The 20,160-nt window shown below is 69.6% G+C and carries 18 protein-coding genes; 4 read left to right on the forward strand and 14 right to left on the reverse strand.

Annotated features, from left to right (window positions below):
• Nucleotides 1-7: 7 nt before the first annotated feature.
• Nucleotides 8-556, forward strand: coding sequence for a dTDP-4-dehydrorhamnose 3,5-epimerase family protein (locus tag ACIBQ1_RS44545; RefSeq protein ID WP_397286979.1), 549 nt, complete (start codon nucleotides 8-10; stop codon nucleotides 554-556).
• Here ACIBQ1_RS44545 and ACIBQ1_RS44550 read toward each other — a convergent pair.
• From ACIBQ1_RS44550 to ACIBQ1_RS44560, 3 genes are read right to left on the reverse strand one after another with little or no spacing between them, the layout of a single operon-like run.
• On the reverse strand, nucleotides 445-1,851 hold the full coding sequence (locus tag ACIBQ1_RS44550; protein WP_397286981.1) for an O-antigen ligase family protein: 1,407 nt from the start codon (nucleotides 1,849-1,851) through the stop codon (nucleotides 445-447). The genes ACIBQ1_RS44545 and ACIBQ1_RS44550 overlap by 112 nt on opposite strands.
• A complete protein-coding gene (locus ACIBQ1_RS44555; protein WP_397286983.1) occupies nucleotides 1,848-2,579 on the reverse strand; it encodes a hypothetical protein in 732 nt (243 codons plus the stop codon). The genes ACIBQ1_RS44550 and ACIBQ1_RS44555 overlap by 4 nt, the downstream gene beginning before the upstream one ends.
• Before the next feature lie 9 nt (nucleotides 2,580-2,588).
• Nucleotides 2,589-3,476 (reverse strand): hypothetical protein, encoded by an 888-nt coding sequence (locus ACIBQ1_RS44560; RefSeq protein ID WP_397286985.1) that lies wholly within the window; start codon nucleotides 3,474-3,476, stop codon nucleotides 2,589-2,591.
• A gap of 142 nt (nucleotides 3,477-3,618) precedes the next feature.
• Here ACIBQ1_RS44560 and ACIBQ1_RS44565 point away from each other — a divergent pair, with 142 nt between their 5' ends.
• Nucleotides 3,619-4,749, forward strand: coding sequence for an acyltransferase family protein (locus ACIBQ1_RS44565; protein ID WP_397286987.1), 1,131 nt, complete (start codon nucleotides 3,619-3,621; stop codon nucleotides 4,747-4,749).
• Here the strand turns inward: ACIBQ1_RS44565 and ACIBQ1_RS44570 are convergent.
• The 10 genes from ACIBQ1_RS44570 to ACIBQ1_RS44615 form a co-directional block, all read right to left on the reverse strand.
• Nucleotides 4,742-5,587, reverse strand: a complete 846-nt coding sequence (locus tag ACIBQ1_RS44570; protein ID WP_397286989.1) for a hypothetical protein — start codon at nucleotides 5,585-5,587, stop codon at nucleotides 4,742-4,744. The genes ACIBQ1_RS44565 and ACIBQ1_RS44570 overlap by 8 nt on opposite strands.
• Nucleotides 5,588-5,717: 130 nt before the next feature.
• Nucleotides 5,718-6,539, reverse strand: a complete 822-nt coding sequence (locus tag ACIBQ1_RS44575) for a hypothetical protein (protein ID WP_397286991.1) — start codon at nucleotides 6,537-6,539, stop codon at nucleotides 5,718-5,720.
• A 7-nt stretch (nucleotides 6,540-6,546) separates the two neighbouring features.
• The gene (locus ACIBQ1_RS44580) at nucleotides 6,547-7,425 is read right to left on the reverse strand and encodes a glycosyltransferase family 2 protein (RefSeq protein WP_397286993.1); all 879 of its coding nucleotides are present in this window, start codon (nucleotides 7,423-7,425) and stop codon (nucleotides 6,547-6,549) included.
• Between the two features lie 15 nt (nucleotides 7,426-7,440).
• Nucleotides 7,441-8,916 carry an oligosaccharide flippase family protein gene (locus ACIBQ1_RS44585; protein ID WP_397286995.1) on the reverse strand — a complete coding sequence of 492 codons (1,476 nt, stop codon included), beginning with the start codon at nucleotides 8,914-8,916 and terminating at the stop codon, nucleotides 7,441-7,443.
• A 10-nt stretch (nucleotides 8,917-8,926) separates the two neighbouring features.
• A complete protein-coding gene (locus tag ACIBQ1_RS44590; RefSeq protein WP_397286997.1) occupies nucleotides 8,927-9,916 on the reverse strand; it encodes a hypothetical protein in 990 nt (329 codons plus the stop codon).
• Nucleotides 9,904-11,169 (reverse strand): DUF4910 domain-containing protein, encoded by a 1,266-nt coding sequence (locus ACIBQ1_RS44595; protein WP_397286998.1) that lies wholly within the window; start codon nucleotides 11,167-11,169, stop codon nucleotides 9,904-9,906. Before ACIBQ1_RS44595 ends, ACIBQ1_RS44590 begins: the two co-directional genes overlap by 13 nt.
• A complete protein-coding gene (locus ACIBQ1_RS44600) occupies nucleotides 11,166-12,182 on the reverse strand; it encodes an NAD-dependent epimerase/dehydratase family protein (RefSeq protein ID WP_397287000.1) in 1,017 nt (338 codons plus the stop codon). Before ACIBQ1_RS44600 ends, ACIBQ1_RS44595 begins: the two co-directional genes overlap by 4 nt.
• Nucleotides 12,182-12,829, reverse strand: a complete 648-nt coding sequence (locus ACIBQ1_RS44605; RefSeq protein ID WP_397287002.1) for a PIG-L deacetylase family protein — start codon at nucleotides 12,827-12,829, stop codon at nucleotides 12,182-12,184. Before ACIBQ1_RS44605 ends, ACIBQ1_RS44600 begins: the two co-directional genes overlap by 1 nt.
• Nucleotides 12,826-13,566, reverse strand: a complete 741-nt coding sequence (locus ACIBQ1_RS44610) for a glucose-1-phosphate cytidylyltransferase (RefSeq protein WP_397287004.1) — start codon at nucleotides 13,564-13,566, stop codon at nucleotides 12,826-12,828. The genes ACIBQ1_RS44605 and ACIBQ1_RS44610 overlap by 4 nt, the downstream gene beginning before the upstream one ends.
• Nucleotides 13,567-13,601: 35 nt before the next feature.
• On the reverse strand, nucleotides 13,602-14,813 hold the full coding sequence (locus ACIBQ1_RS44615) for a class I SAM-dependent methyltransferase (protein WP_397287005.1): 1,212 nt from the start codon (nucleotides 14,811-14,813) through the stop codon (nucleotides 13,602-13,604).
• 92 nt (nucleotides 14,814-14,905) lie between these two features.
• Here ACIBQ1_RS44615 and rfbC point away from each other — a divergent pair, with 92 nt between their 5' ends.
• Entirely contained in the window at nucleotides 14,906-15,460 is a 555-nt protein-coding gene (gene rfbC / locus ACIBQ1_RS44620; RefSeq protein WP_397287007.1) for a dTDP-4-dehydrorhamnose 3,5-epimerase, read from the forward strand.
• Nucleotides 15,454-16,284 (forward strand): glycosyltransferase, encoded by an 831-nt coding sequence (locus tag ACIBQ1_RS44625; RefSeq protein ID WP_397287009.1) that lies wholly within the window; start codon nucleotides 15,454-15,456, stop codon nucleotides 16,282-16,284. Before rfbC ends, ACIBQ1_RS44625 begins: the two co-directional genes overlap by 7 nt.
• On the opposite strand, the gene ACIBQ1_RS44630 is transcribed toward ACIBQ1_RS44625, so the two are convergent.
• The gene (locus tag ACIBQ1_RS44630; RefSeq protein WP_397287011.1) at nucleotides 16,281-20,093 is read right to left on the reverse strand and encodes a LamG-like jellyroll fold domain-containing protein; all 3,813 of its coding nucleotides are present in this window, start codon (nucleotides 20,091-20,093) and stop codon (nucleotides 16,281-16,283) included. The genes ACIBQ1_RS44625 and ACIBQ1_RS44630 overlap by 4 nt on opposite strands.
• Nucleotides 20,094-20,160: the final 67 nt, after the last annotated feature.

Raw genomic sequence — 20,160 nt, forward strand, 5'->3', positions numbered from 1 at the left:
GGACACCATGAGAGTCGAGCATCTGGAGCTCGAAGGCGTGCTGCTGTTCGTGCCGACACCCTTCCACGACGATCGGGGCTTCTTCACCAGGACCTTCGACGCCGTGATCGCCGCGGAGCACGGGCTGGACCACGCGACGTTCATCCAGGACAGCCAGTCGCGCTCGCGCCTGGGCACGATCAGGGGGATGCACGGCCGCTCGGGCCGCGGCGAGGCCAAGCTGGTGCGGGCGGCGCACGGCGCCGTGCTCGACATCCTGGTGGACGCGCGCCCGGCCTCGCCGACGTTCGGCTCGCACGTCACGGTCCGGCTCGACGACGTGTCGTTCGCGCACCTCTACGTGCCGCCGGGGATCCTGCACGGCTACCAGGCGCTGACCGAGCACGCCGACGTCTGCTACCGCATCGACAGGGAGCACGACCCCGCCGAGGACCTGGCCGTCCGCTACGACGACCCCGACCTCGCGCTGCCCTGGCCGTTGCCGGTCACCGCGATCAGCGAGCGCGACAGGTCGGCGGGCTCCTGGAAGGAGCTCAGGAGCAGCCTGTCCGCCTGATCCCGGCGTTCGAACCGCAGCAGCGCCCCCGCCGCGCCGACCAGCAGGAACATCACGCTGGTGATGCCGGGGAAGGAGAGCAGGTCGAAGGTGGCCGCTCCCAGCAGCGGGATCACCAGGCAGGCGGCGATGGTCAGCCCCAGGTTGCGGACGTTCGGATCGGTGCTCAGCCGGCGGACCCGGAGGGCGACCACGATCCCGCACCCGATCACGCCGACGAACCCCAGCACGCCGACGAGCCCGGTCTCGACCAGTGACAGCAGGTACTGGTTGTCGAACACCTGATGCTTGAAGGGGTACCAGGTGCCGAGCCCGCGACCGAAGAACGGGCTCTTGCCGAACTCCCGCATCGCGAAGGGGTAGTCGTGGGTGCGGTAGATGATGCTGCTGTCCTCGCCGGCACCGGCGAACAGGTTGTAGAACGTGCCGATCAGGCCGGGCGCCAGGACCTTCATGAAGCCCAGGAACACCACGAACGCGCCGATGGTGACGATCCGCCGCCGGTTGGACCAGCCGAGCAGCAGGATCAGCCCCGCCCCCGCCAGGCCGAGCACGGCGGTCCTGGAGACCGAGAACATCAGGCCGGCCGCGATGATGACGGCGCAGATCCACCAGCGGGTCGCGGCCTCGCCGCGGCTGCGGGCCTGGAAGCCGAGGTGCGCGGCCAGCGGCAGCAGCATCGCCGACACCGCCCCGAACTCGATCGGGTGCCCGAGCGTGCCGGCGACGCGGCGCAGGTCCGAACGGGAGATCACGGTGGGCACCTCCTCGACGGAGGAGTGGCGGAGCCCGGGGATCTGCATGTACTGGGTGACGTCGAGGTCGAGCCTGAACTGCAGCAGGGCGACGATCGCCGAGAACGCGCCGCCGATCACGACCGCCTTGAGCACGAAGTCGAGGCGTTCGCGGCTGCCGATGCCGTCGCACATCACCAGGAGCACGCTCACGTAGCCCGCGTAGAGCACGAACGTGTGGTCGGAGAGGTTGAGCTCGTCGGACGGCAGGTACCGGTAGGTCGTGTACCCGTAGATCGCCAGCAGGAGCATGCCGTACACGAAGATCGCGGTGCGGACCGGGTTGCCGCCCTTGGCCACGCCCGTCGTGGTGACCATCTGCGCGCACACCCACACCACGCCCAGCGCCAGTGCCATGATCTCGGCGGGCGTGAGCGACAGCGGGAGCCCGGCCACCGCCAGGCGGGCCGGCAGCATGAGCAGGACCACGACGAAGACGCAGACCAGCGTGGCGCCGTCGGCGCGGCGGAGCGGCCGCTGCGGCAGGGTGGCCGTGGTCATCCTTCGCGTCCAGCCAGTGACCGGGCTCCGTTGCTCGCGACGGGCTCGTACAGTCCGAGCTCGGGCGGGATCGGGCGGCGGGCCCGGCGATGGCGGACGAAACTCTCGAACGCGAAGGCGGCGAACAGGCTCATGAAGAACGCCAGCGCCCCGGTGACCACCGCGCTGCGCATCCGGCTGCCCTTCTTCTCGTCGGGCTGGGTGGGCGGCACCACGACGGTGGCGCTCACGTACGTGGTGGGCGGCGCGTTGACCTGCTGCTGCCGGGCGCGCAGCTCCTGCTGGGCCAGCTCGGTGACCTTCACGACGATGCCGTGGGCCTGCTCAGCGCTCGGCGCCTCGCAGGTGATGACGATGAAGGGGGTCGCCGGCATCATCTCGGGGTTCGTTCCCCCGCTGGTGATCTTGAGTGTGACGTCGCCGCCGATCGGCGCGCCGACCTTGGCGACCGCCTGAGGGGTGTTCAGCGCCTGGATGAGGATCGACGAGGTCATGCTCAGCCCCTGGTCGAAGGAGACCAGGGGGTTGGTGCGCGGGTTGGGGAACTTGGGGTCGCTCGGCACGCTGCCGCCGGTGACCGGCAGGGTCAGAACCAGCGCCGAGCTGGAGATGAAGGTCTTGGGCGCCACGGCGAAGACGCCGACGGCTCCCACGATCGTGAGCAGGAAGGCCGGGATCGTCACGTACCAGCGCTTGAACAGGATGCTCGCCGTCGCCCAGAAGTCCATGCGCGGGCCTCATCCCTCGCCGTTGTCCTGGCTCGCCTTCCCGGGCCAGGGCACAGGCGAGAGGGGCTCCCCCCGGTAGACGGGGAACTCCATGGTGGCGGAGCTGTCCTCGTCGAGGTCCATGGGCACCGGCTCCGGAGCTTCCACCGGCTGCGCCACGGGCATCGGCTCCGGGGCCGGGATCGGGGCCGGGGCCGCCACGGGAGCGACCAGCGGGACCGCCACGGCTGCCGGGGGCTCCGGCAGCCTCTGCTGCTTGGGTGCGCGCCTGGTGACCACGCCGTAGGCGATGCCGAGGCCCAGGAACAGGGTGAGCACGGCGCCGCCGATCGCCCCCTGCCAGTTCACGCTGTGGTCGGACTCGGGCGTGGACGGCGGCACGATGTCGGTGGAGGTGATGAAGGTGTTGGCCGGCGCGCCGAGCGCCTTCTGCCACTTGAACAGCTCGGTCGCCACGCGCTCACGGGCCGCCATGAGCACGGCCGTGGCCTTCTGCGGGGACTCGCTGTCGACCCTGATGTAGATGTAGGGCCCGTTGATGTCCAGGACGTTCGGGTTGGAGCGCCCGTCGTCGATCGTGATCTCCGTCGGGCCGTTCTTGGGGGCGCCGAGCTGCGTCCAGACGTCCTGCGTGTTCATGGACAGGATGACGATGCTGGCCCCGGTCTTCAGCGCGTCGTTGAAGGAGAGGAACGGGTTGGTGAGCCCTTGCTTGGTCTTGTCGGAGGGAACGGTGCCGCCGTTCACCGGCGTGGCCAGGACGAGGGAGACATCGGTCGTGTAGTGCGCCGGAATGACCGCGTACACCACGGCGCCCACCAGGATCGAGAGAAGGACCAGTGGCGGGCCTATACGAAGTCGGCGGAGAAGACCAAGAATCGCCTTCCAGAACTCCATTTTGGTACGTTCCCCCGCATCAGCAATGCTTGCTCTATAGCGGACCATCGCCCATCCACGGGCAGACGTTACATCTCCGAAGAACAGTTACACCGCGCGTAGTCGAAGCGATAGACCTACGACTACGGCGACGGGGGCTTCGGTGGGGCTGACAGTAGAGCGTCCGGCGACGCGGGGCAGGCTGGCCGGACTCGACGGCTTACGGGGCCTGGCCGCGTTGTTCGTCGTCCTGCACCATTGCTGGCTCCTGTCCTTCCCCGGCTTCCCGGTCAACGACGCGCCCTGGTGGACGGGATGGCTGCTCTACGGCCATTTCGCGGTCGTGGTGTTCATCGTCCTGTCGGGCTTCTCGCTGGCGATCTCGCCCGCCCGGACCGGCTGGCGGTTGGGCGGCATCCCCACGTTCCTCAACCGCCGCGCCTGGCGCATCCTGCCGCCCTACTGGGCGGCGCTGGCGTTCAGCCTGGTGATCGCGTGGACGGTCATCCCGCAGCCCGGCCAGCAGACGCCCACCGGGCAGTCGGCCCTCATCTACGGGCTCCTTCTGCAGGACGTCTTCGGCTCCCCCAGCCCCAACGGGGCCCTGTGGTCGATCGCCGTCGAGGCGCAGCTCTACCTGGTGTTCCCGCTGATGCTGCTGGTCCTGCGGAAGATGGGCGCGGCGGTGATGCTCGGCGCGGTGACCGCGATCGTGGTGGTGGTGGGGGCGCTGGCGCCTTCCGTGCCGGCCGTGGACCTGCTGATGCGGCTGACCCCGCAGTTCGCCGCGCTCTTCGCCATGGGCGCGGTCTGCGCCGGCGTCGTGCGCGCGCGGGAACGTACGGAGCGCCTACCCTGGCACTGGTTCGCGACGGCCGCCGCACTCCCCGCGCTCCTGCTCATCGTGGTCGCCGGACCGGTCTGGGTGGTCGCGAACTTCTTCTGGGTGGACCTGGCGGTCGGCCCGGCCGCCGGGTTGCTGCTGACGGGTGTGGCGACAGGCCGTCCGGTCTGGCTCGTACGGCTGCTCGACACGCGTCCGCTCCGGCGGCTGGGCTCCTTCTCCTACAGCCTCTACCTGATCCACTCACCGCTCGTCGTCATGGTGAACCGGCTCGTCGTCGCCCCGCACGTGCCGCCCGGCCTGCCGGCCTTCCTCCTCACGCTCGCCCTGGCGGTGCCGGTGAGCGTGGGGGCGGCGTGGTTGTTCGCCTCGGTCTTCGAGTTGCCCTTCCAGCGGCACCGGAGCTGGAAGGGGCTGCGCGACGCCGTACGCGCGCGGTTCGTCAGGTGACCTTGGCCAGCGCCTCGGCCTCGTATTCCGCCGCGAGCTCCTCCGGGATGCGCGTGAAGTCGTCGGCCCGGTAGAAGTCCCGCAGGGTGGTGCCGCGGCAGGTGGCGTCCACGTTGGGCGCCGCCGCGCGGGAGCGGACGTCGTCGATGTGGACGGTGCGGAAGTCGATGCTGAAGCGGGTCCTGCCGGAGGTGTTGGTGACGGTGGAGTGCAGGTGCGCCCCCGAGAACAGGAGCATGCCGCCCGGCTCCGGCACCAGCCGGAGCTCGGTTTCGAGGTCGAGCGCCTCCTCCGGCTTGGGCTGCTCGCGGGTGTCGCTGTGGATGTGCTGGGCGGCCGTGGGCCGGCTCACCGCGGTCCATTCCGCGTAGTCGTAGCGGCCGCTGCCGTTGCGTACGGGGCGGTCGAAGTACTGCGGGTGCAGGGCGAAGACGTTCTCCGGGACCACGTCGTAGATCGGGATCCACCAGTTGACCTGGCAGAACGGCGCGGCGTACCAGCAGTCGCGATGGGCGTGGTAGGCGTAGGAGATGCCGGAGTCGAGGTAGTGGTCGGCGGTGGAGGTGCGCAGTCTCGGCACGTCGAAGTAGGTCTTGTCCAGCGCCATGCCCAGCTCGTCCAGCAGGGTGACGAGGAGCCTCTTGCTGGTGGGGTGATGGATGAAGCGCGGCTTGAGGACCGCGAGCAGCGCCGCGAACTCCTCTACCGGCATCTCGTACTGGGCGGTCTGGGGGTCGCGGCCCTCGAACGCCTCCTCGATCAACTCGCGGGCGAACTCGATCAGCTTGATCGAGGCGGGCGTCGCGGAGTAGAGGAAGAGGTCTCCCTGGAAGAGCATTTTACGCCGAGCGTCATCGCCAATTCGGCTATTTGCCAATAAAACGGACATAGCGAGATTTTCCCCCTCGCGTGGTTCTTTTCCCTTCTCTCGCCTTTGCCCGCTTCTTCGTTACAGGGGGTTAGAGGGGTTACAGAGGCAGCTGTGTCTGCGTGTCCGGCCTGCCCACATAGACCGAATAGTCCGGGTGGTCGAAGCGGTGCAGCGCCTGGATGTTGTCGTTCCAGGGTGCGGGAACAGCGCGCTTGTGCCGCAGGCCGTTGATCGGCGCCAGCTTCATCAGCTCGTTGTCCTCGTTGAACTCCCGGATCGCGCTGAGCTCGCCGACATAGTCGTTGTGGATGATCTGGTCGTCGTCACCGACGGTGTCGTCGAGATAGCAGAACACGCGCGGCAGGAAATATTTGTGGTCGCCCTTGAACAGCCGGAGCGCCGCCGCGGTCGAGGAGTAGAAGTCCACGTCGATGGAGACGAACCCGATCGGCGCCGGACGCTCGCCGTCGAGGAACTCGCCGACCGTGTCCTCGATGTTGCCCAGGATCAGCGAGGCCGTTCCCAGCCGTGCCCGGAGGGCGTCGACGTCCATGACGAAGTCGCCCTCGCGCCAGATGTAGGGCAGGTCCCGGAAGTCGGTGGGCTTGGGCAGCCCGGCGCCGGTGTCGAAGCCGTAGACGTCGATCTTCACCCCCGACGCGGCCGTCGCCAGCGCCGCCATGCGGTTGAGCTCCACCATGCCCGCGCCGCCCGCGACGCCGAACTCGATCACGCTGATCCGGCCGACGCCGAGGCGTCTGGCCAGCTCCGCCGCCTGCTGCACGCCGTAGGCGTAGTGCGGCCTCGGGTGGAGGTCGAGCGCGCAGCGCAGCTCGTACGAGCCGAACGGCAGGCGCCGCAGGACGGCCAGCAGGAGCCGGCCCGGCTGCATGAGCAGGCGCACGATGCGAATCAACAAGAGGAGATCACCCTTTCGAGGAGACGAGTCGGGCGGCCAACCCGGCGAGTTTGCGGCTGCGGTGCGTCACCATCTGCTGCTGCCGGCGCCAGTACGTACGCAGCAGCACGGCATGGGCACGGTTACGTTGCTCCGAGGAGAGCTCCATGAGCCGCACGGCCCGGTACATCGCCCGGAACTGCAGCGTGGTGGCGAAATGCGCGGTCCAGGCCGGAACCCCGAGCGCCGAGGCGATCCCGGACAGGCGCCGCTCGCGCAGGTTGCGGTGGGCGAGGGCCGCCGGCACGTGACCCCAGGGCGCGGTCAGCGCGAGCATGGTGGCGTAGACCTCGTCCTCACGGATCATCAGCGGCCGGGGCACGGCGGCCACCCGCTCCCGCCGCATCAGCCCGTAGAGGGGGTCCAGTCCGTGGTGCTGGGTGGTGACCACGTCCCACAGCTCGTCCAGGCGGTCGATGGGATCGTCGGAGAGCATCCGGGTGCCGCGGTAGCGGGGTTGGTGGACCGTCCCGTCCGCCCCGGTGTAGCTGATGTCCGAGGTGACCAGGATGAGCCGCTCGTCGGCCAGGAACGGCTCCAGCATCCGGGAGACGTAATCCGGTTCGAGCAGGTCGTCGTCGCCCATCCAGCGGAAGAACTCACCCCGCGCCCGCCGGAGCACCTCCACGAAGTTGCCGATCACGTGCAGGTCACGCGGCTGCCGGTAGTAGGAGATCCGGCTGTCCTGCCTGGCCAGCTCGCGGCAGAGCTCCTCCGTGCCGTCGGTGGAGGCGTTGTCCGAGATCACCACCTCGATCTCGGCGTGATCCTGGGCGAGGGCCGATCGCACGGCCGCCTCCAGGCGGTCCGCACCGTTGCGGACCGGGATTCCGATGGACACCAGCATCGCTTCTCCTTGAGGTCATCGCGCGCGGGCGGGAAGCAGCCGCACCAGGCGATCGCTCACAATGTGGAACTGGTCGCGGGTCACCACGACCAGCACGTAGGCCAGCAGGCCGCCGCCGCCCGCCACGACGAGCTGGATCAGGGGGCTCCCCCGGGTCAGCAGCGCGAGGCCCAGCATGACGGCCGCGCAGATCAGCGCCCCGGCCGCCGGTCGGACGAGGCCCGGCAGGGCCGGAGCGAGCCGTACCCCCGCCCGCCGCACGGCGAGCACGGCGAGCGGCAGGGCGACCAGCAGGGCCGCGGCCGCCTGCCCGATCGCGGCGCCGCGGATGCCGTCGAGGTTCGTGCCGACGATGACCGCCGGGATCATCGCCGCCGCGTGCCCGAGGTTCATCCAGACCGTTGAGCGGGTGGCGCCCTGGCCGTTCAGGATGTCGAGGGCGAAGGAGGTGAGCATGCGCACCACCATCAGGACCGCCAGGAACCGCAGCACGCCGGCGGCCAGCTCCCACTTCGCGCCGTAGATGAAGATGATCAGCGGGTGCGCCAGCACCGCCATGAAGACGGCCAGCGGCAGCACCGTGGCGATGAGCAGCGGCACGGTCTTCTGCACGCCGAGCGACAGCGACTCCTCGTTCCGCTCGGCCAGCCGGGAGAAGCCGGCGATCGACACCATGCGGATGGCGCTGCCGATCATGCCGGGCACCCAGCTCGACACGTTGAACGCCATCAGGTAGAAGCCCAGCCAGTCCTTGCCCATGATGTGGCCGACGATGATGTAGCCCACGTTGAGCAGCGTGACCTCCAGCGCGATCCCCGCCGCCGAGGGGATGCCGAAACGCAGCAGCTTGGCCGCGATCTGCCGGTCGAACCCGAACCGGAAGGGCAGCCGCGCGTAGAGCAGCATGAAGACGCCGGTGACCACGGCCCCCGCGAACTGCCCCCAGGCGAAGCTGTAGGCCCCCGCCCCGTTGATCGCCAGGACGACGGCCACCGGCGCGTTGACCAGGAAGCCCGCCAGGACGGCCTTGGTGTTCTTGCCGGTGCGGAACCAGCGCAGCAGGGCCGCGCTGCGCACCGCGGTGACCGCCTCGACGAGGATGACCGCGGTGAGGATCCGCACCACGGACGTGGCCTCCTCGCTGCCGGCCAGCATCGAGAAGTACGGCGCGCCGACCCAGAAGATCCCGTACAGGCACAGCGCGGAGATCATGGTCAGGGTCGTGGCCGTCGGGGCGATGTCCTCCAGCTTCCCGCGCCACTGCACGACGGCCGACATGACGCCGACGTCCTTGACGACCATGACGAACTGGGTGGCCGCGAGCGCGACCGCGTAGATGCCGAAGTCCGCCGGCGCGAGGAGTCTGGCCAGAATCAGGCCGAGAATGAACGAGCCCGCGCGGGTGACCAGTGTGCCGAGAAAGCTCCACACGGCCCCTCGGCCCGCTTTGCGCCCGATGTCGCTGATGTCCGGGCTCGTTTGCTCTGCCATGCCTGTCTTCCTAGCTAGGCTCGTTGACCCGCTCCAGCCAGATCTCCCGCCAGAACGGGACGAACGCGCGGGGGCAGTTGGACTTGTAGACGCCGTCGCAGACGATCCCCTCAAGCGCGATGCACGGGTTCTTCATCTCCAGCATCTCGCCGGTCTTCTCGTCGATGCAGCGCTCGACCCGGGCGCTCACGCGGGCGACGCGCCCGCACGAACGCGCCATGTCCTCCTCGAAGCCCAGGCCGCGGTTGAACCCCTTGGTGTTCAGCGTGGCGACGATCTCGTCCCTGGACTTGATCCGCACCAGCTCGCCCGGCTCGAGGTCGGTCGTGCCCGTCGGCGTGCGGCCGTCGTGCGGGCCCGGCCGTACGAAGCCCCACGCCAGGCCGCCCTTGACGCGCAGCCACTTCGGGAACTTCCTGGACAGGCGCTGGTAGCGGTTGAACAGCCCGAAGAAGAGCGTGCGCAGGCTCGATCCGACCCCGGCGTTGCCCACCCGGATGTCGGTGACGTACTGCCTCATGTCACGGAGCGGGAGCTGTTCAGGGGCGGCGCGCAGCAGCTCCGTGGCCTGGCAGCGGAAGCGCTCCTCGCCCTCGGGCCCCGGCTCCCTGTGGGTGTTGACCTCCAGGATCGGCAGCAGCGGCCGCTCGGGACGGACGGCCGGCTCCGGGTTGGGCGGCCCGTCCACCCGCTTGAGCCAGGCGGTCTTCCAGTAGAGCAGGCAGGCGGTCTGGCAGCCGCCGTGGGCCGAGCCGTCGCAGCGGGAGCCCGTCAGATGGACGGCGGCCTCCATGCGCCGCATCCCGGTCCTGGTCATCGTGTCGCAGAGTTTGTTGGCCACTTTGTGCACGGTGAGCCGCTGCCCGCAGAAGCGCAGCATCTCGGGCATGAAGGGGAGGCTGCTCAACTCCCCCTTCTCATCGAGCGTGGCGAGGATCTCCTCCGCGCTGAGGACCTCGACCACGTCGCCGACTTTCAGCGCCAGGTTCAACCCATCCACTCCTTCACCAGGCCCGCGTTCTGCAGGGCGTGTGCCGCGTCCGCTATTGCCTGGAACGGCAGGTTCGACCGTTCCGCGATGTCGAGGAGGCTGTTCAGCCCGTCGGAAAAGCTCAACACCCACAACATCGCCATCTGCGCCTGCTTCGTGTCACTGCGCCCGCCGAGTGACCCGTACAGTCCGCGGGTCCCCAGCTGGGGCTCGCCGTACGGGCTGAGGTTCTGGTAACGGCGGTTGTCCTCCAGGACCCGCACGGCCGTCCACAGCGTCTCCAGGGTGTCCTCCATGGCCTCGGGACGCACGAAGTCGGGATTGTCGGCCGAGGTGTGATACTCCGGATAGCCTCCGTAGGGCGTCCTGGTCAGCGAGCCGACGGCCAGGTTGAAGCCCGGCGAGCAGTACTGCCGCTCGTCGTAGCCGTAGGGGGAGAAGTCCAGGACGGTGTGCGGCCGGTCCTTCAGCACGTGCGCGAAGACCCGGTCGATCTCGGCGTCGCCGCGCCTGCTGCGCTTGTAGGTGATCGCGCCGCTGTCTCCCGCGCAGGCCAGGGTCACGCCGTGCTTGATCCGGTCGGTGCGCTCCCGGTTCAGGGCCAGCCAGGTGATCGCGCCGATGGTGCCGGGCGCGAAGATGAACCGGTAGGTGTACCAGGGATCGGTCAGCCGCTGCGCCAGGGCGACGGCCACCGCCACGCCGGCCAGGTTGTCGTTGGCCAGCGAGGGATGGCAGATGTGGCAGGAGATCAGCACCTCCTGGGAGCTGCTGCCGCGGATCACGTGCTCGCCGTAGGTCAGGTGCCCGTCGGCCAGCGTGGAGTCGATCCTGACCTCGTACGGGCCGTCCGCCATCGCGTCCAGGGTGTTCTGGCTCAGGCAGAAGCCCCAGGTCTCGGCGTAGTAGCTGGTCCGGTACGGGACCAGGTCCGGCTGGTCGGGCAGCGTGTGCAGGTGCGGGCGCAGCTCCTCCAGGGACATGGTGGCCTCGACCGGCACGCTGTAACCCACGACGTGCAGGTTGGAGTCCCGGAAGTCGACCACCTTGTTTCCCGCGGCGTCCTTGATGGAGGCCTCGCGGATGTTCCACTCCCGGGGGATCGTCCAGTCCAGGACCTTGGTGCCCGTCGGCACCTGGGTGATCTCCAGCGGGATCGACTCGCCGATGATCTCCAGGGTCTGCCGCAACCCGTCGCCGGTGATGCTCCGGCACAGCGGGTAGAGCCGCCGTACCAGGTCGTGCATGCCCCCTCCGTTCATGGACGCAGGGTGTCGTCGACGGTGCCGGCCGCGCGCCGGTCGGCGAGCCGGGCCAGCCTGGTGAAGCGGCGTTCGAAGTCCTGCTTCGTCAGGCCGTGCTCGCGGTAGGCGTCGATCAGCTCCACCGCGCCGGCCTTGACCGTCCAGCGCGCCTCGTAGCCCAGCGCGGCCCTGATCCGGGAGAAGTCGACGCGGTAGGAGCGCGGATCGGCCCCGGTCTCCCCGGTGATGGTCAGCGTCGACCCGGGCACCGCGGCGACGACCTCGGCCGCGATCTCGGCGACGGTCACGTTGTTGACCTCGGTGCCCACGTTGAAGGCGGTCGCGTGCACGGCTTCGCGTGGCGCGGTGAGTGCCGCCGCGAACGCCTCGGCGATGTCCCGCGCGTGGACCAGCGGGCGCCAGGGGGTGCCGTCGGACAGCACCCGGACCTCGCCGGTCAGGTGCGCGTGGCCCACCAGGTTGTTCAGCACGATGTCGGCGCGCAGCCTCGGGGAGAACCCGAAGGCGGTGGCGTTGCGCAGGAACACCGGCGTGAAGTCGTCGTCGGCCAGCACGATCAGGTCGTCCTCGACCCGCACCTTGGACTCGGCGTACGGCGTCACCGGGCGCAGCGGCGCGTCCTCGCCCAGCAGTTCCTCGCCGCCGGACGCGCCGTAGACCGAGCAGGTGGAGGCGTACAGGAAGCGGCGCACGCCCGCCTCCTTGGCCAGCCTGGCCAGCCGGACGGAGGCGTGATGGTTGATGTCGTAGGTCAGGTCGGGCGCGAGCGCGCCGAGCGGGTCGTTGGACAGCGCGGCCAGGTGGATCACCGCGTCGAATCCCGCCACGTGTTCGGGGCCCGCGTCGCGCAGGTCCACCGCGTGCGTCCCGATCGCCTCGGGCGCGGGGCCGAGCAGGCAGTCGGCGAACAGCCCGGAGTCCAGGCCGACCACCTGGTGCCCGGCCTCGGCCAGCATGGGAGCCATCACGCTGCCCAGGTAACCCTGGTGGCCGGTGAGAAGTACCCGCATCAGTTCTCCAGATCGACGGTCAGCTTGGAAACGTGGAAGGCCTCGGCATAGCGCGCGTGGCACTCGATGCCGCGGATGCGGGCCAGGCCCAGGAACGCCTCGCGGTCGTACCAGGGCCGGTGCCGCTGGGAGGCGTAGTGGCGATGGAGCAGGTCCACCTTCAGCTGCGCCACCTCCTCCGTGAGCGGCTGGTGGACGGAGGGCGCGGCGAGGTCGCCGTCCCATTTGACGATCTCGTAGCCGAGCGCCAGGTGGTCGCGGAAGGCCGTGGGCACGAGCTCGGCCAGCCCTCGGTGGTCCTGGTGGGCGTCGCCCCGCCAGGGCGCGAAGATCAGGTCGGGCTCGGTACGGGCGCGCAGCTCCTCCACCGCGGCCTTGGCCTCCTCCCACCTGGCCGGCAGGTAGCCGTCGGGCAGCTTCAGCACGGTGACCCGGAGGTCCGCCCCCGGGCAGAAGTCCGCCAGCGCGGCGCGCTCCTCGTTCTCGCGCTCGGTGCCGCCGCCGGACAGCACCAGCGCGTCCACGCGGATGCCGGGGCGGGCGGCGCAGACCGTCAGCAGGCTGCCGCCGGCCCCGATCGCCAGGTCGTCGCAGTGCGCGGCGAGCGCCACGATGCCCGTGAGCCGCCCCGGGCGCAGGCCGATCATTGGGACCGTTCCCAAAGCGCCCACGGGCGCTCGCCCCGGGAGTAGGCCTCGTCCAGTGCCATCCGCTGGTTCACGGTGTCGGTCGGCCGCCAGTAGCCGCGGTGCGGGTAGGCCAGCAGGCGTCCGCGCTTGGCCAGCTCCACGCAGCCGTCGGCGACCAGGTCCCCGTTCTCCGGGATGTGCTGGAAGACCTCCTGGGTCAGCACGAAGTAGCCGCCGTTGACCCAGACCGGCATCTCGCTGACCGGTGAGATGCCTCCGACCAGGCCGTTCTCACCCACGTCCACGCAGTGGAAGGTCTGGGACGGCGGCACGACCATCATCGAGGCGGCCGCGCCCGATTCGGCGAAGCGGTCGATGATGTCGGGCAGGGGCGCGTCGGTGAGCACGTCCGCGTAGTTCGCGAGGAACATCTCGTCGCCGCCCAGGTGGGGGCGCACGCGGCGCAGCCGCTCGCCGATCGGGGAGTTGGTCCCGGTCTGCACGAACGAGATGGACCAGTCGGAGATGTCGCTCGACAGCAGCTCGACCTTGCCGCCGCGTAACACGAAATCGTTGGACGTGGCTTCCTGGTAGCCGAGGAAGAAGTCCTTGATGTGGTGGGCGCCGTAGCCCAGGCACAGGATGAACTCCTTGTGCCCGAAGTGCGCGTAGTAACGCATGACGTGCCAGAGCAGCGGGCGCGGGCCGACGAGCGCCATCGGCTTGGGCACCTCGCCTGGCACGCCCGTCCGCATGCGCGTGCCAAAACCTCCACAGAACAGGACAACCTTCACACGACCTCCAGGTGTGGGATCGGGAAGACCAGACGGCCTCCCCATTCGTGCACATAGGAGAGCTGAGCGGTGAGCTCTTCGCGCAGGTTCCACGGCAGGACCAGCACATAGTCCGGGCGATCCTGAGCGATGCGCTCCGGAGGAGCGATCGGGATCCGGGTGCCCGGAGTGAACCTGCCGTGCTTGTAGGGGTTGCGGTCAACCGTGTAGGCCAGCAGGTCCTGGCGGATGCCGCAGTGGTTGAGGAGCGTGTTGCCCTTTCCCGGCGCGCCGTAGCCGGCGACCGTCTTGCCTTCCTCGGCGGCGTCGATCAGGAACCGGAGCAGGTCGCGGCGGACGCGGGCGACCCGGTCGGCGAAGCCGGCGTAGCCGGACAGATCGTGCAGCCCGGCGGCCTTCTCCCGCGCGAGCACGTCGAGCACCCGGTCGGACGGGCTTCCCGACGGCCGGGCCCACAGGCGGATGGAGCCCCCGTGGGTGGGCAGCAGCTCGACGTCCACCAGCGTCAGGCCGCCGGAGGCCAGCGCCCGCTGCGCGGAGGCGACCGTGTAGTACTGGAAGTGCTCGTGGTAGATCGTGTCGTACTGGTTCAGCTCCACGAGCGTCAGCAGGTGCTGGACCTCGATCGACACCCATCCGTCGTCGGCCACCAGGGCGCGCAGCCCCTGGGTGAAGCCGATCACGTCGGGGATGTGCGCGTAGACGTTGTTGGCCACGACCAGGTCGGCCGGCCCGTTCTCGGCCCGCACCGCGGCGCCCGTCTCCGGCGTCAGGAACGCGGTGAGCGTCGGCACGCCCTTGTCCTTGGCCGCCTGCCCCACGTTGGCCGACGGTTCGATGCCCAGGCACCTGACGCCGCGCCCGACCACGTGCTGCAACAGGTAGCCGTCGTTGCTGGCCACCTCGACCACGAACGCCGGCTTCAAACGTTCCACAGCGGAGTCGACGAACTGCCGTGCGTGTTCCACCCATGAGGCGGAATATGAGGCGAAGTACGCGTATTCAGTGAATGTTTCTTCAGGCGTAATCAACGGCGGTATCTGAGCCAGCCAGCAACTGGTGCAGACCCGCAGGTGAAGTGGATAAGTGAGCTCGGGCTCGTCGAGCTGTTCCGCGGTGAGGAACAGCTCACAGGGCGGAGTCGCCCCGAGATCCACCACGCCGACCAGGTCGGCCGAGCCACACAGCCGGCACGATGTCCTCAACAATGGGCCCCACCCGAAAACGACAAGATTTACCCCCTATGGCAAACCCACAGCCGTACTTCGGGTGGGGCCCAAGGAGTGTTACAAGTATCTTCATGAAGCACCTGAGCATCAGTGGAGCATTCGTCTACACCCCCCGCATCCACAGCGATCCGCGGGGCGACTTCCTGGAAAGTTTCCGCGCCGCCGACCTGGAGGCGCAGGGACACTCGATGGAGCTCGCGCAGGTGAACTGCTCGGTCTCCAAGCGCGGCGTGCTGCGCGGCGTCCACTTCGCCGACGTCCCCCCAGGTCAGGCCAAGTACGTCATGTGCGTCTCGGGGGAGGTGCTCGACGTCGTCGTGGACATTCGCGTGGGCTCGCCCACCTTCGGCCAGTGGGAGGCGGTGCGGCTGAACGACGTGTCGCGCAGCGGCGTCTACATCGCCGAGGGCCTGGGGCACGCCTTCATGGCACTCAGCGAATCGGCCACCGTCCTCTATCTCTGCTCCACCACGCACGACCCGGCACGCGAGCACGGCCTCCACCCGCTGGACCCGGATCTCGGCATCGAATGGCCGCTCGACGGGGAGCCGATCCTCTCGGCCAAGGACGCCGCGGCGCCCACGCTCAAGCAGGCGCGAGAAGCGGGGCTGCTTCCGTCGTGGTGAGCGTCGTCATACCGGCCCACAACGAGGCCAAGGTGCTCGGCCGCCTGCTCGACGGCCTGCTCCGCGAGGCCGCGCCGGGCGAGTTCGACGTCGTGGTGGTGGCCAACGGCTGCACCGACGGCACGGTCGACGCGGCGCAGTCGTACGACGTCCGCGTGCTGACGACACCGGTCCCCTCCAAGCGCGAGGCGCTGCGGATGGGCGACGAGGCGGCACGCGGATATCCCCGGCTGTACGTGGACGCCGACATCGAGCTGAGCACCGCCTCGGTCCGGGCGCTGGCGAACGTGCTGGCGGCACCGGACGGGCCGCTCGCCGCCGCGCCCGAGCGGGACCTGGCGCTGGCCGATCGCCCGTGGCCGGTCCGCGCCTACTACGCGATCTGGACGCGGCTGCCGCACGTGCGCGCCGGGCTGTTCGGCCGGGGCGTCATCGCGGTCAACGACGAGGGCAACGCGCGGATCCGTGCCCTGCCTCCGGCGATGGCCGACGATCTGGCCGCCTCGCTGGCGTTCTCGCCGGACGAGCGCGTGATCGTGGCCGGCGCCCGTGCGGTGATCCAGACCCCGCGCACGGTCGCCGACCTGATGCGCCGCCGGGTACGGGCCACGACCAGCGTGAGCGAGCTGGAGCAGACCTCGGCCACGGCCGGCGAGCGCACGGGCCTGCGGGATCTGATGGCCATCGTGGCCGGAGAGCCGCGCCTGATGGGCGCGGCGGTCGTCTTCGTCATGATGGCCGTGCTGGCCAGGCGGAGAGCCGCCCGCGCGATCCGCGCTGGCGACTACACCACCTGGCTGCGTGACGAGAGCAGCCGGAACTAACCGACCGGCGTGTTCATGTCGGTGGTGATCTGGGCCGCGGTGAGTGCCTGGTTGTAGACGCGGACCTCGTCGATGAGACCGCTGAAGTACTCACCAGAGCCACTGTTGCCACCGATCCGCAACGGACTCGTCCCGGTACGCAGGTTGCCACCCGTCGGATTCGTGGCCACCTGCGTACCGTTCACGAACATCCGCAACGTCGACCCGTCATACGTCGCCGCCACATGACTCCAGGTGTTCAACGGCAAATTACTCGCCGCCGGCGCATTCGCCCCGGATGAGGTGAAGATGAACGCGCCAGGCCCACTGCTCCCGCTGCCCATGATCGCGTAGGCCAGGTCGCTGCCGAACTCCTTCATCAACACCGTCCGCCACCCCGAGACGCTGTCCGGCCGCACCCACGCCTCCACCGTCATCCCGCCCGTCAACCGCAACGAAGCGGAATCGGCCACCGTCACCCAACTCGACGAGCCGTTGAACGACAGCGCCTGACCGTACTTGCCGGCCGCCCAGGTCGCCGCGGTCGCCGTGCCGTTGTTGCCGTTGCCGGAGGCGTCGGCGACGGCGGTGCCGGTGCCCGCGTTCATGCCGTAGGCGGCCACCAGGCCGGTGACCGTGGGCGGCTGGGTCACCACGGCCGACGCCTCGTTGGACGACGGGCTGGTGTTGCTGGACCCGTCGAAGGCCACGACGCGGTAGTGGTACGTGCCCGCCGCGACACCCGAGTCGGTGAACGACGTGCTCGCGGTCGAACCCACCTGGTTGGCGCCGGACGGGGTGAACCCGGCGGTGGCCGACCTGTGGACGGTGTAGCCGGTCACGCCCACGTTGTCGGCCGAGGCCGTCCAGGTCAGCTGGGCGCTGCCCGAACCGCCGGTCGCCGCCAGCGAGCCCGGCGCGGTGGGCGCCTGGGTGTCGGGCGGTCCCTGCTGGCCGACGGGCGTGTTCATGTCGGTGGCGATCTGGGCCGCGGTGAGTGCCTTGTCGTAGACGCGGACCTCGTCGATGAGACCGCTGAAGTACTCACCAGAGCCGCTGTTGCCACCGATCCGCAACGGACTCGTCCCGGTACGCAGGTTGCCACCCGTCGGATTCGTGGCCACCTGCGTACCGTTCACGAACATCCGCAACGTCGACCCGTCATACGTCGCCGCCACATGACTCCAGGTGTTCAACGGCAAATTACTCGCCGCCGGCGCATTCGCCCCCGACGACGTGTAGATGAACGCGCCAGGCCCGCTGCTCCCGCTGCCCATGATCGCGTACGCCAGATCGGCCCCGAACTCCTTCATCAGCACCGTCCGCCACCCGGAAACGCTGTCCGGCCGCACCCACGCCTCCACCGTCATCCCGCCCGTCAACCGCAACGACGCCGAATCGGCCACCGTCACCCAACTCGACGAGCCGTTGAACGACAGCGCCCGGCCGTACCTGCCGGTGACGCTCCACGTGGTGTTCGCGCCGGTGCCGTTGTTGCCCTTGCCCGAGGCGTCGGCGACGGCCGTGCCACCGCCCTCGTCCATCGCGTAGGCGGCCACCAGCCCGTCCGGCACCTGTGAGCGCTGGTAGGTCGCGGTGTACGTCGCCGCGGTGGCGGGCGCGGTCAGGTTGTGGCCGGCCCCGCCGCCGTCGGACCAGGAGGCGAACGTGTGGCTGAAGCCGTCGGCGCCCTGCGGCGAGGGCGCGGAGATCGAGTTGTGGGAGCCCACGATCACCGTACGGGTGAAGGGGGCGACGGTCTGCTCGCTGTTGAAGCCGAGTTGCAGCCCGGCGGGCACGGTCTGGAAGGTCAGGTTCACCGTCTTCGGCTGGAGGGTCACGCTCTTGGTGTCGGTGAGGCCGTGCGCGTCCGTCACGGTCAGCCTGAGCTCCAGGTGAGCGGGATATTCGTGGTCCGGCGGCGCGAAGGACCCGCTCGTGCCGGTGAACGTGGTGATCTCGTGCTCGTGGCAGGTGCCGGGGCAGTGATGCATGATCAGTTTCCAGGACATCCGCGCCCCTGGGATCGTGCCGTCCTGGGCGTCCGTGCCGGTGCCGGAGAACGAGATCGTGTCCCCGACCGCCCACGTGAGGGAGGACGACGGGGAGTCGATGGTCGCGGTCGGCGGCGTGTTGTTCACGTTGATCGTGACGGTGGCGTCTCCCTGGCCGCCGCGCCCGTCGTCGGCCCGCAGCCTCACCACGTACGAGCCCGGCTGGGTGTAGGTGAAGGACGGGGTGGCCGAGGTGGAGTCGTCGAAGTCGCCGTCGCCGTCCAGGTCCCAGCGGAACGTGAGCGGATCGCCGTCGGCGTCCGCGGATCCGGCGGAGGTGAAGTTCACCGCGAGCGGCGCGTTGCCCGACGTGGCGCTCGCGCCGATGACCGCCGCCGGCGGGGTGTTGTCGTAGAGGTAGCGGATGATCTGCCCGTTGGCGAAGTCGACCGCGAAGAGGTCTCCGCCGGGGCCGGTCTGCAGCTCCACGGCGGGGATGCCGGAGTCGAACGTGGCGATGGTCGCCGCGTCGGGCAGCCCGTTCGCGCCCTTGGTCATGACCCAGACGCACGATCGGCTGTAGTCGGAGAAGAACATCGCGCCGTCGTACGCGTCGGGGTAGGGGCCGCCGGTGTAGAAGGCCACGCCGCTGGACGAGGAGCCACCGGACGGGCACGGGTCGTTCGGCGCGGGCTTGGTGGCGTGGTTCCAGGAGAAGTACGGCTGGGCGTGCGCGGCGGCGCCGTCCGCGTAGAGGTTCTCGCAGAGGGTCAGATTGAGGTTGTCGTAGCCGCCCTGCCTGGCGGCGCCCTCGTAGCAGGGCCAGCCGAAGTTCTTCACCGGGCCGGTGGGGTCGGCGAGCCGGTTGATCTCTTCCCACGTGTTCCAGCCGACCTCACCGGCCCAGACCTCGCTGGTGCCCGGCCGGACGGTGAAGCGGAACGGGTTGCGCTGGCCGTAGGCGACGATCCTGGCCATGTTGGGGTCGGCGCTGCCGGCGTTCGGGTTGCCGGGGGCCGCGGCGCCGGTGTCCGGGTTGATCCTGATGATGGTGCCGTTGAGGGCCGCGGGGTCACCGCCGGTGCGCGGGTCCTGCGAGCGCAGCGCGCCGCCCTCGGCGGCCGGTGGGGCGAGCGCCGTGCCGACCGCCGACGGCGGGTCGCCGCACGGGTTGTCGGGGGTGACGTCGGAGCTGGTCAGGTTGTCCTGGCCGTAGTCGGCGAAGTTGAAGCTGGCGCCGTCGCCGCCGCTGGCGTAGAGCATGCCGTCGGGGCCGAACTTGAGGTCGCCGACGGAGTGGCTGGGGTGCTGCTGGCACCAGTCGGTGATCAGCGGGGTCTCGGCGACCGAGCCGCCCGAGGGCGCCAGCGAGGATAAGCGCCCGGTGATGAGGCAGCCGTCACCGGTGGCGCCGGGCGGCGTCGGGCAGGGGTCGGCGCTCACGCCCGCCGTCCCCCACCGAGGCGCGCTGCCGCCGGGCACCGCGTCGTAGGCGTACAGGACGTAGACGCGCGGGTCGGCCGGGAAATTCGGGTGCAGGGCCATGCCGAGCAGCCCGCGGTCCCAGAAGTTGTGCACCTGCGTGCGCAGGTCGGCGTAGATCGTCGGCGTGGTGTCGGCGATCGAGTCGAAGACCTTGATCAGGCCGCTCTTCTCGGCGACGAACACCCGGCCGTCCGAGGCGAACTCGACGTTGGTCGGGTTGGTCAGTCCGCTGAAGACGACCTGTTTCTGGAAGCTGCCCGGCAGCGCCTGCGCGGCGGGCGGCGCGACGAGCACCAGGCCGGTGGTGAGCAGCAGGATGGAAAGGAGCGCATGGCGAAGCCGCCTCAACACGGGAACCCCCTTGAGCCGATACTCCCCCGAGCCCTGAACTCGATCTATCGCACCGAATCAGGCGGAA

The organism is Nonomuraea sp. NPDC050153 (genome assembly GCF_044460125.1).
Lineage (GTDB): Bacteria > Actinomycetota > Actinomycetes > Streptosporangiales > Streptosporangiaceae > Nonomuraea.

Bases quoted from the DNA above. Each gene is read 5' to 3' on its own strand.
- ACIBQ1_RS44585 (WP_397286995.1), bottom strand. From the start codon at position 8,916: ATGGCAGAGCAAACGAGCCCGGACATCAGCGACATCGGGCGCAAAGCG.
- ACIBQ1_RS44570 (WP_397286989.1), bottom strand. From the start codon at position 5,587: ATGCTCTTCCAGGGAGACCTCTTCCTCTACTCCGCGACGCCCGCCTCG.
- ACIBQ1_RS44595 (WP_397286998.1), bottom strand. From the start codon at position 11,169: ATGAACGGAGGGGGCATGCACGACCTGGTACGGCGGCTCTACCCGCTG.
- ACIBQ1_RS44560 (WP_397286985.1), bottom strand. From the start codon at position 3,476: ATGGAGTTCTGGAAGGCGATTCTTGGTCTTCTCCGCCGACTTCGTATA.
- rfbC (WP_397287007.1), top strand. From the start codon at position 14,906: ATGAAGCACCTGAGCATCAGTGGAGCATTCGTCTACACCCCCCGCATC.
- ACIBQ1_RS44555 (WP_397286983.1), bottom strand. From the start codon at position 2,579: ATGGACTTCTGGGCGACGGCGAGCATCCTGTTCAAGCGCTGGTACGTG.
- ACIBQ1_RS44550 (WP_397286981.1), bottom strand. From the start codon at position 1,851: ATGACCACGGCCACCCTGCCGCAGCGGCCGCTCCGCCGCGCCGACGGC.
- ACIBQ1_RS44580 (WP_397286993.1), bottom strand. From the start codon at position 7,425: ATGCTGGTGTCCATCGGAATCCCGGTCCGCAACGGTGCGGACCGCCTG.
- ACIBQ1_RS44610 (WP_397287004.1), bottom strand. From the start codon at position 13,566: ATGCGGACGGGCGTGCCAGGCGAGGTGCCCAAGCCGATGGCGCTCGTC.
- ACIBQ1_RS44605 (WP_397287002.1), bottom strand. From the start codon at position 12,829: ATGATCGGCCTGCGCCCGGGGCGGCTCACGGGCATCGTGGCGCTCGCC.
- ACIBQ1_RS44545 (WP_397286979.1), top strand. From the start codon at position 8: ATGAGAGTCGAGCATCTGGAGCTCGAAGGCGTGCTGCTGTTCGTGCCG.
- ACIBQ1_RS44600 (WP_397287000.1), bottom strand. From the start codon at position 12,182: ATGCGGGTACTTCTCACCGGCCACCAGGGTTACCTGGGCAGCGTGATG.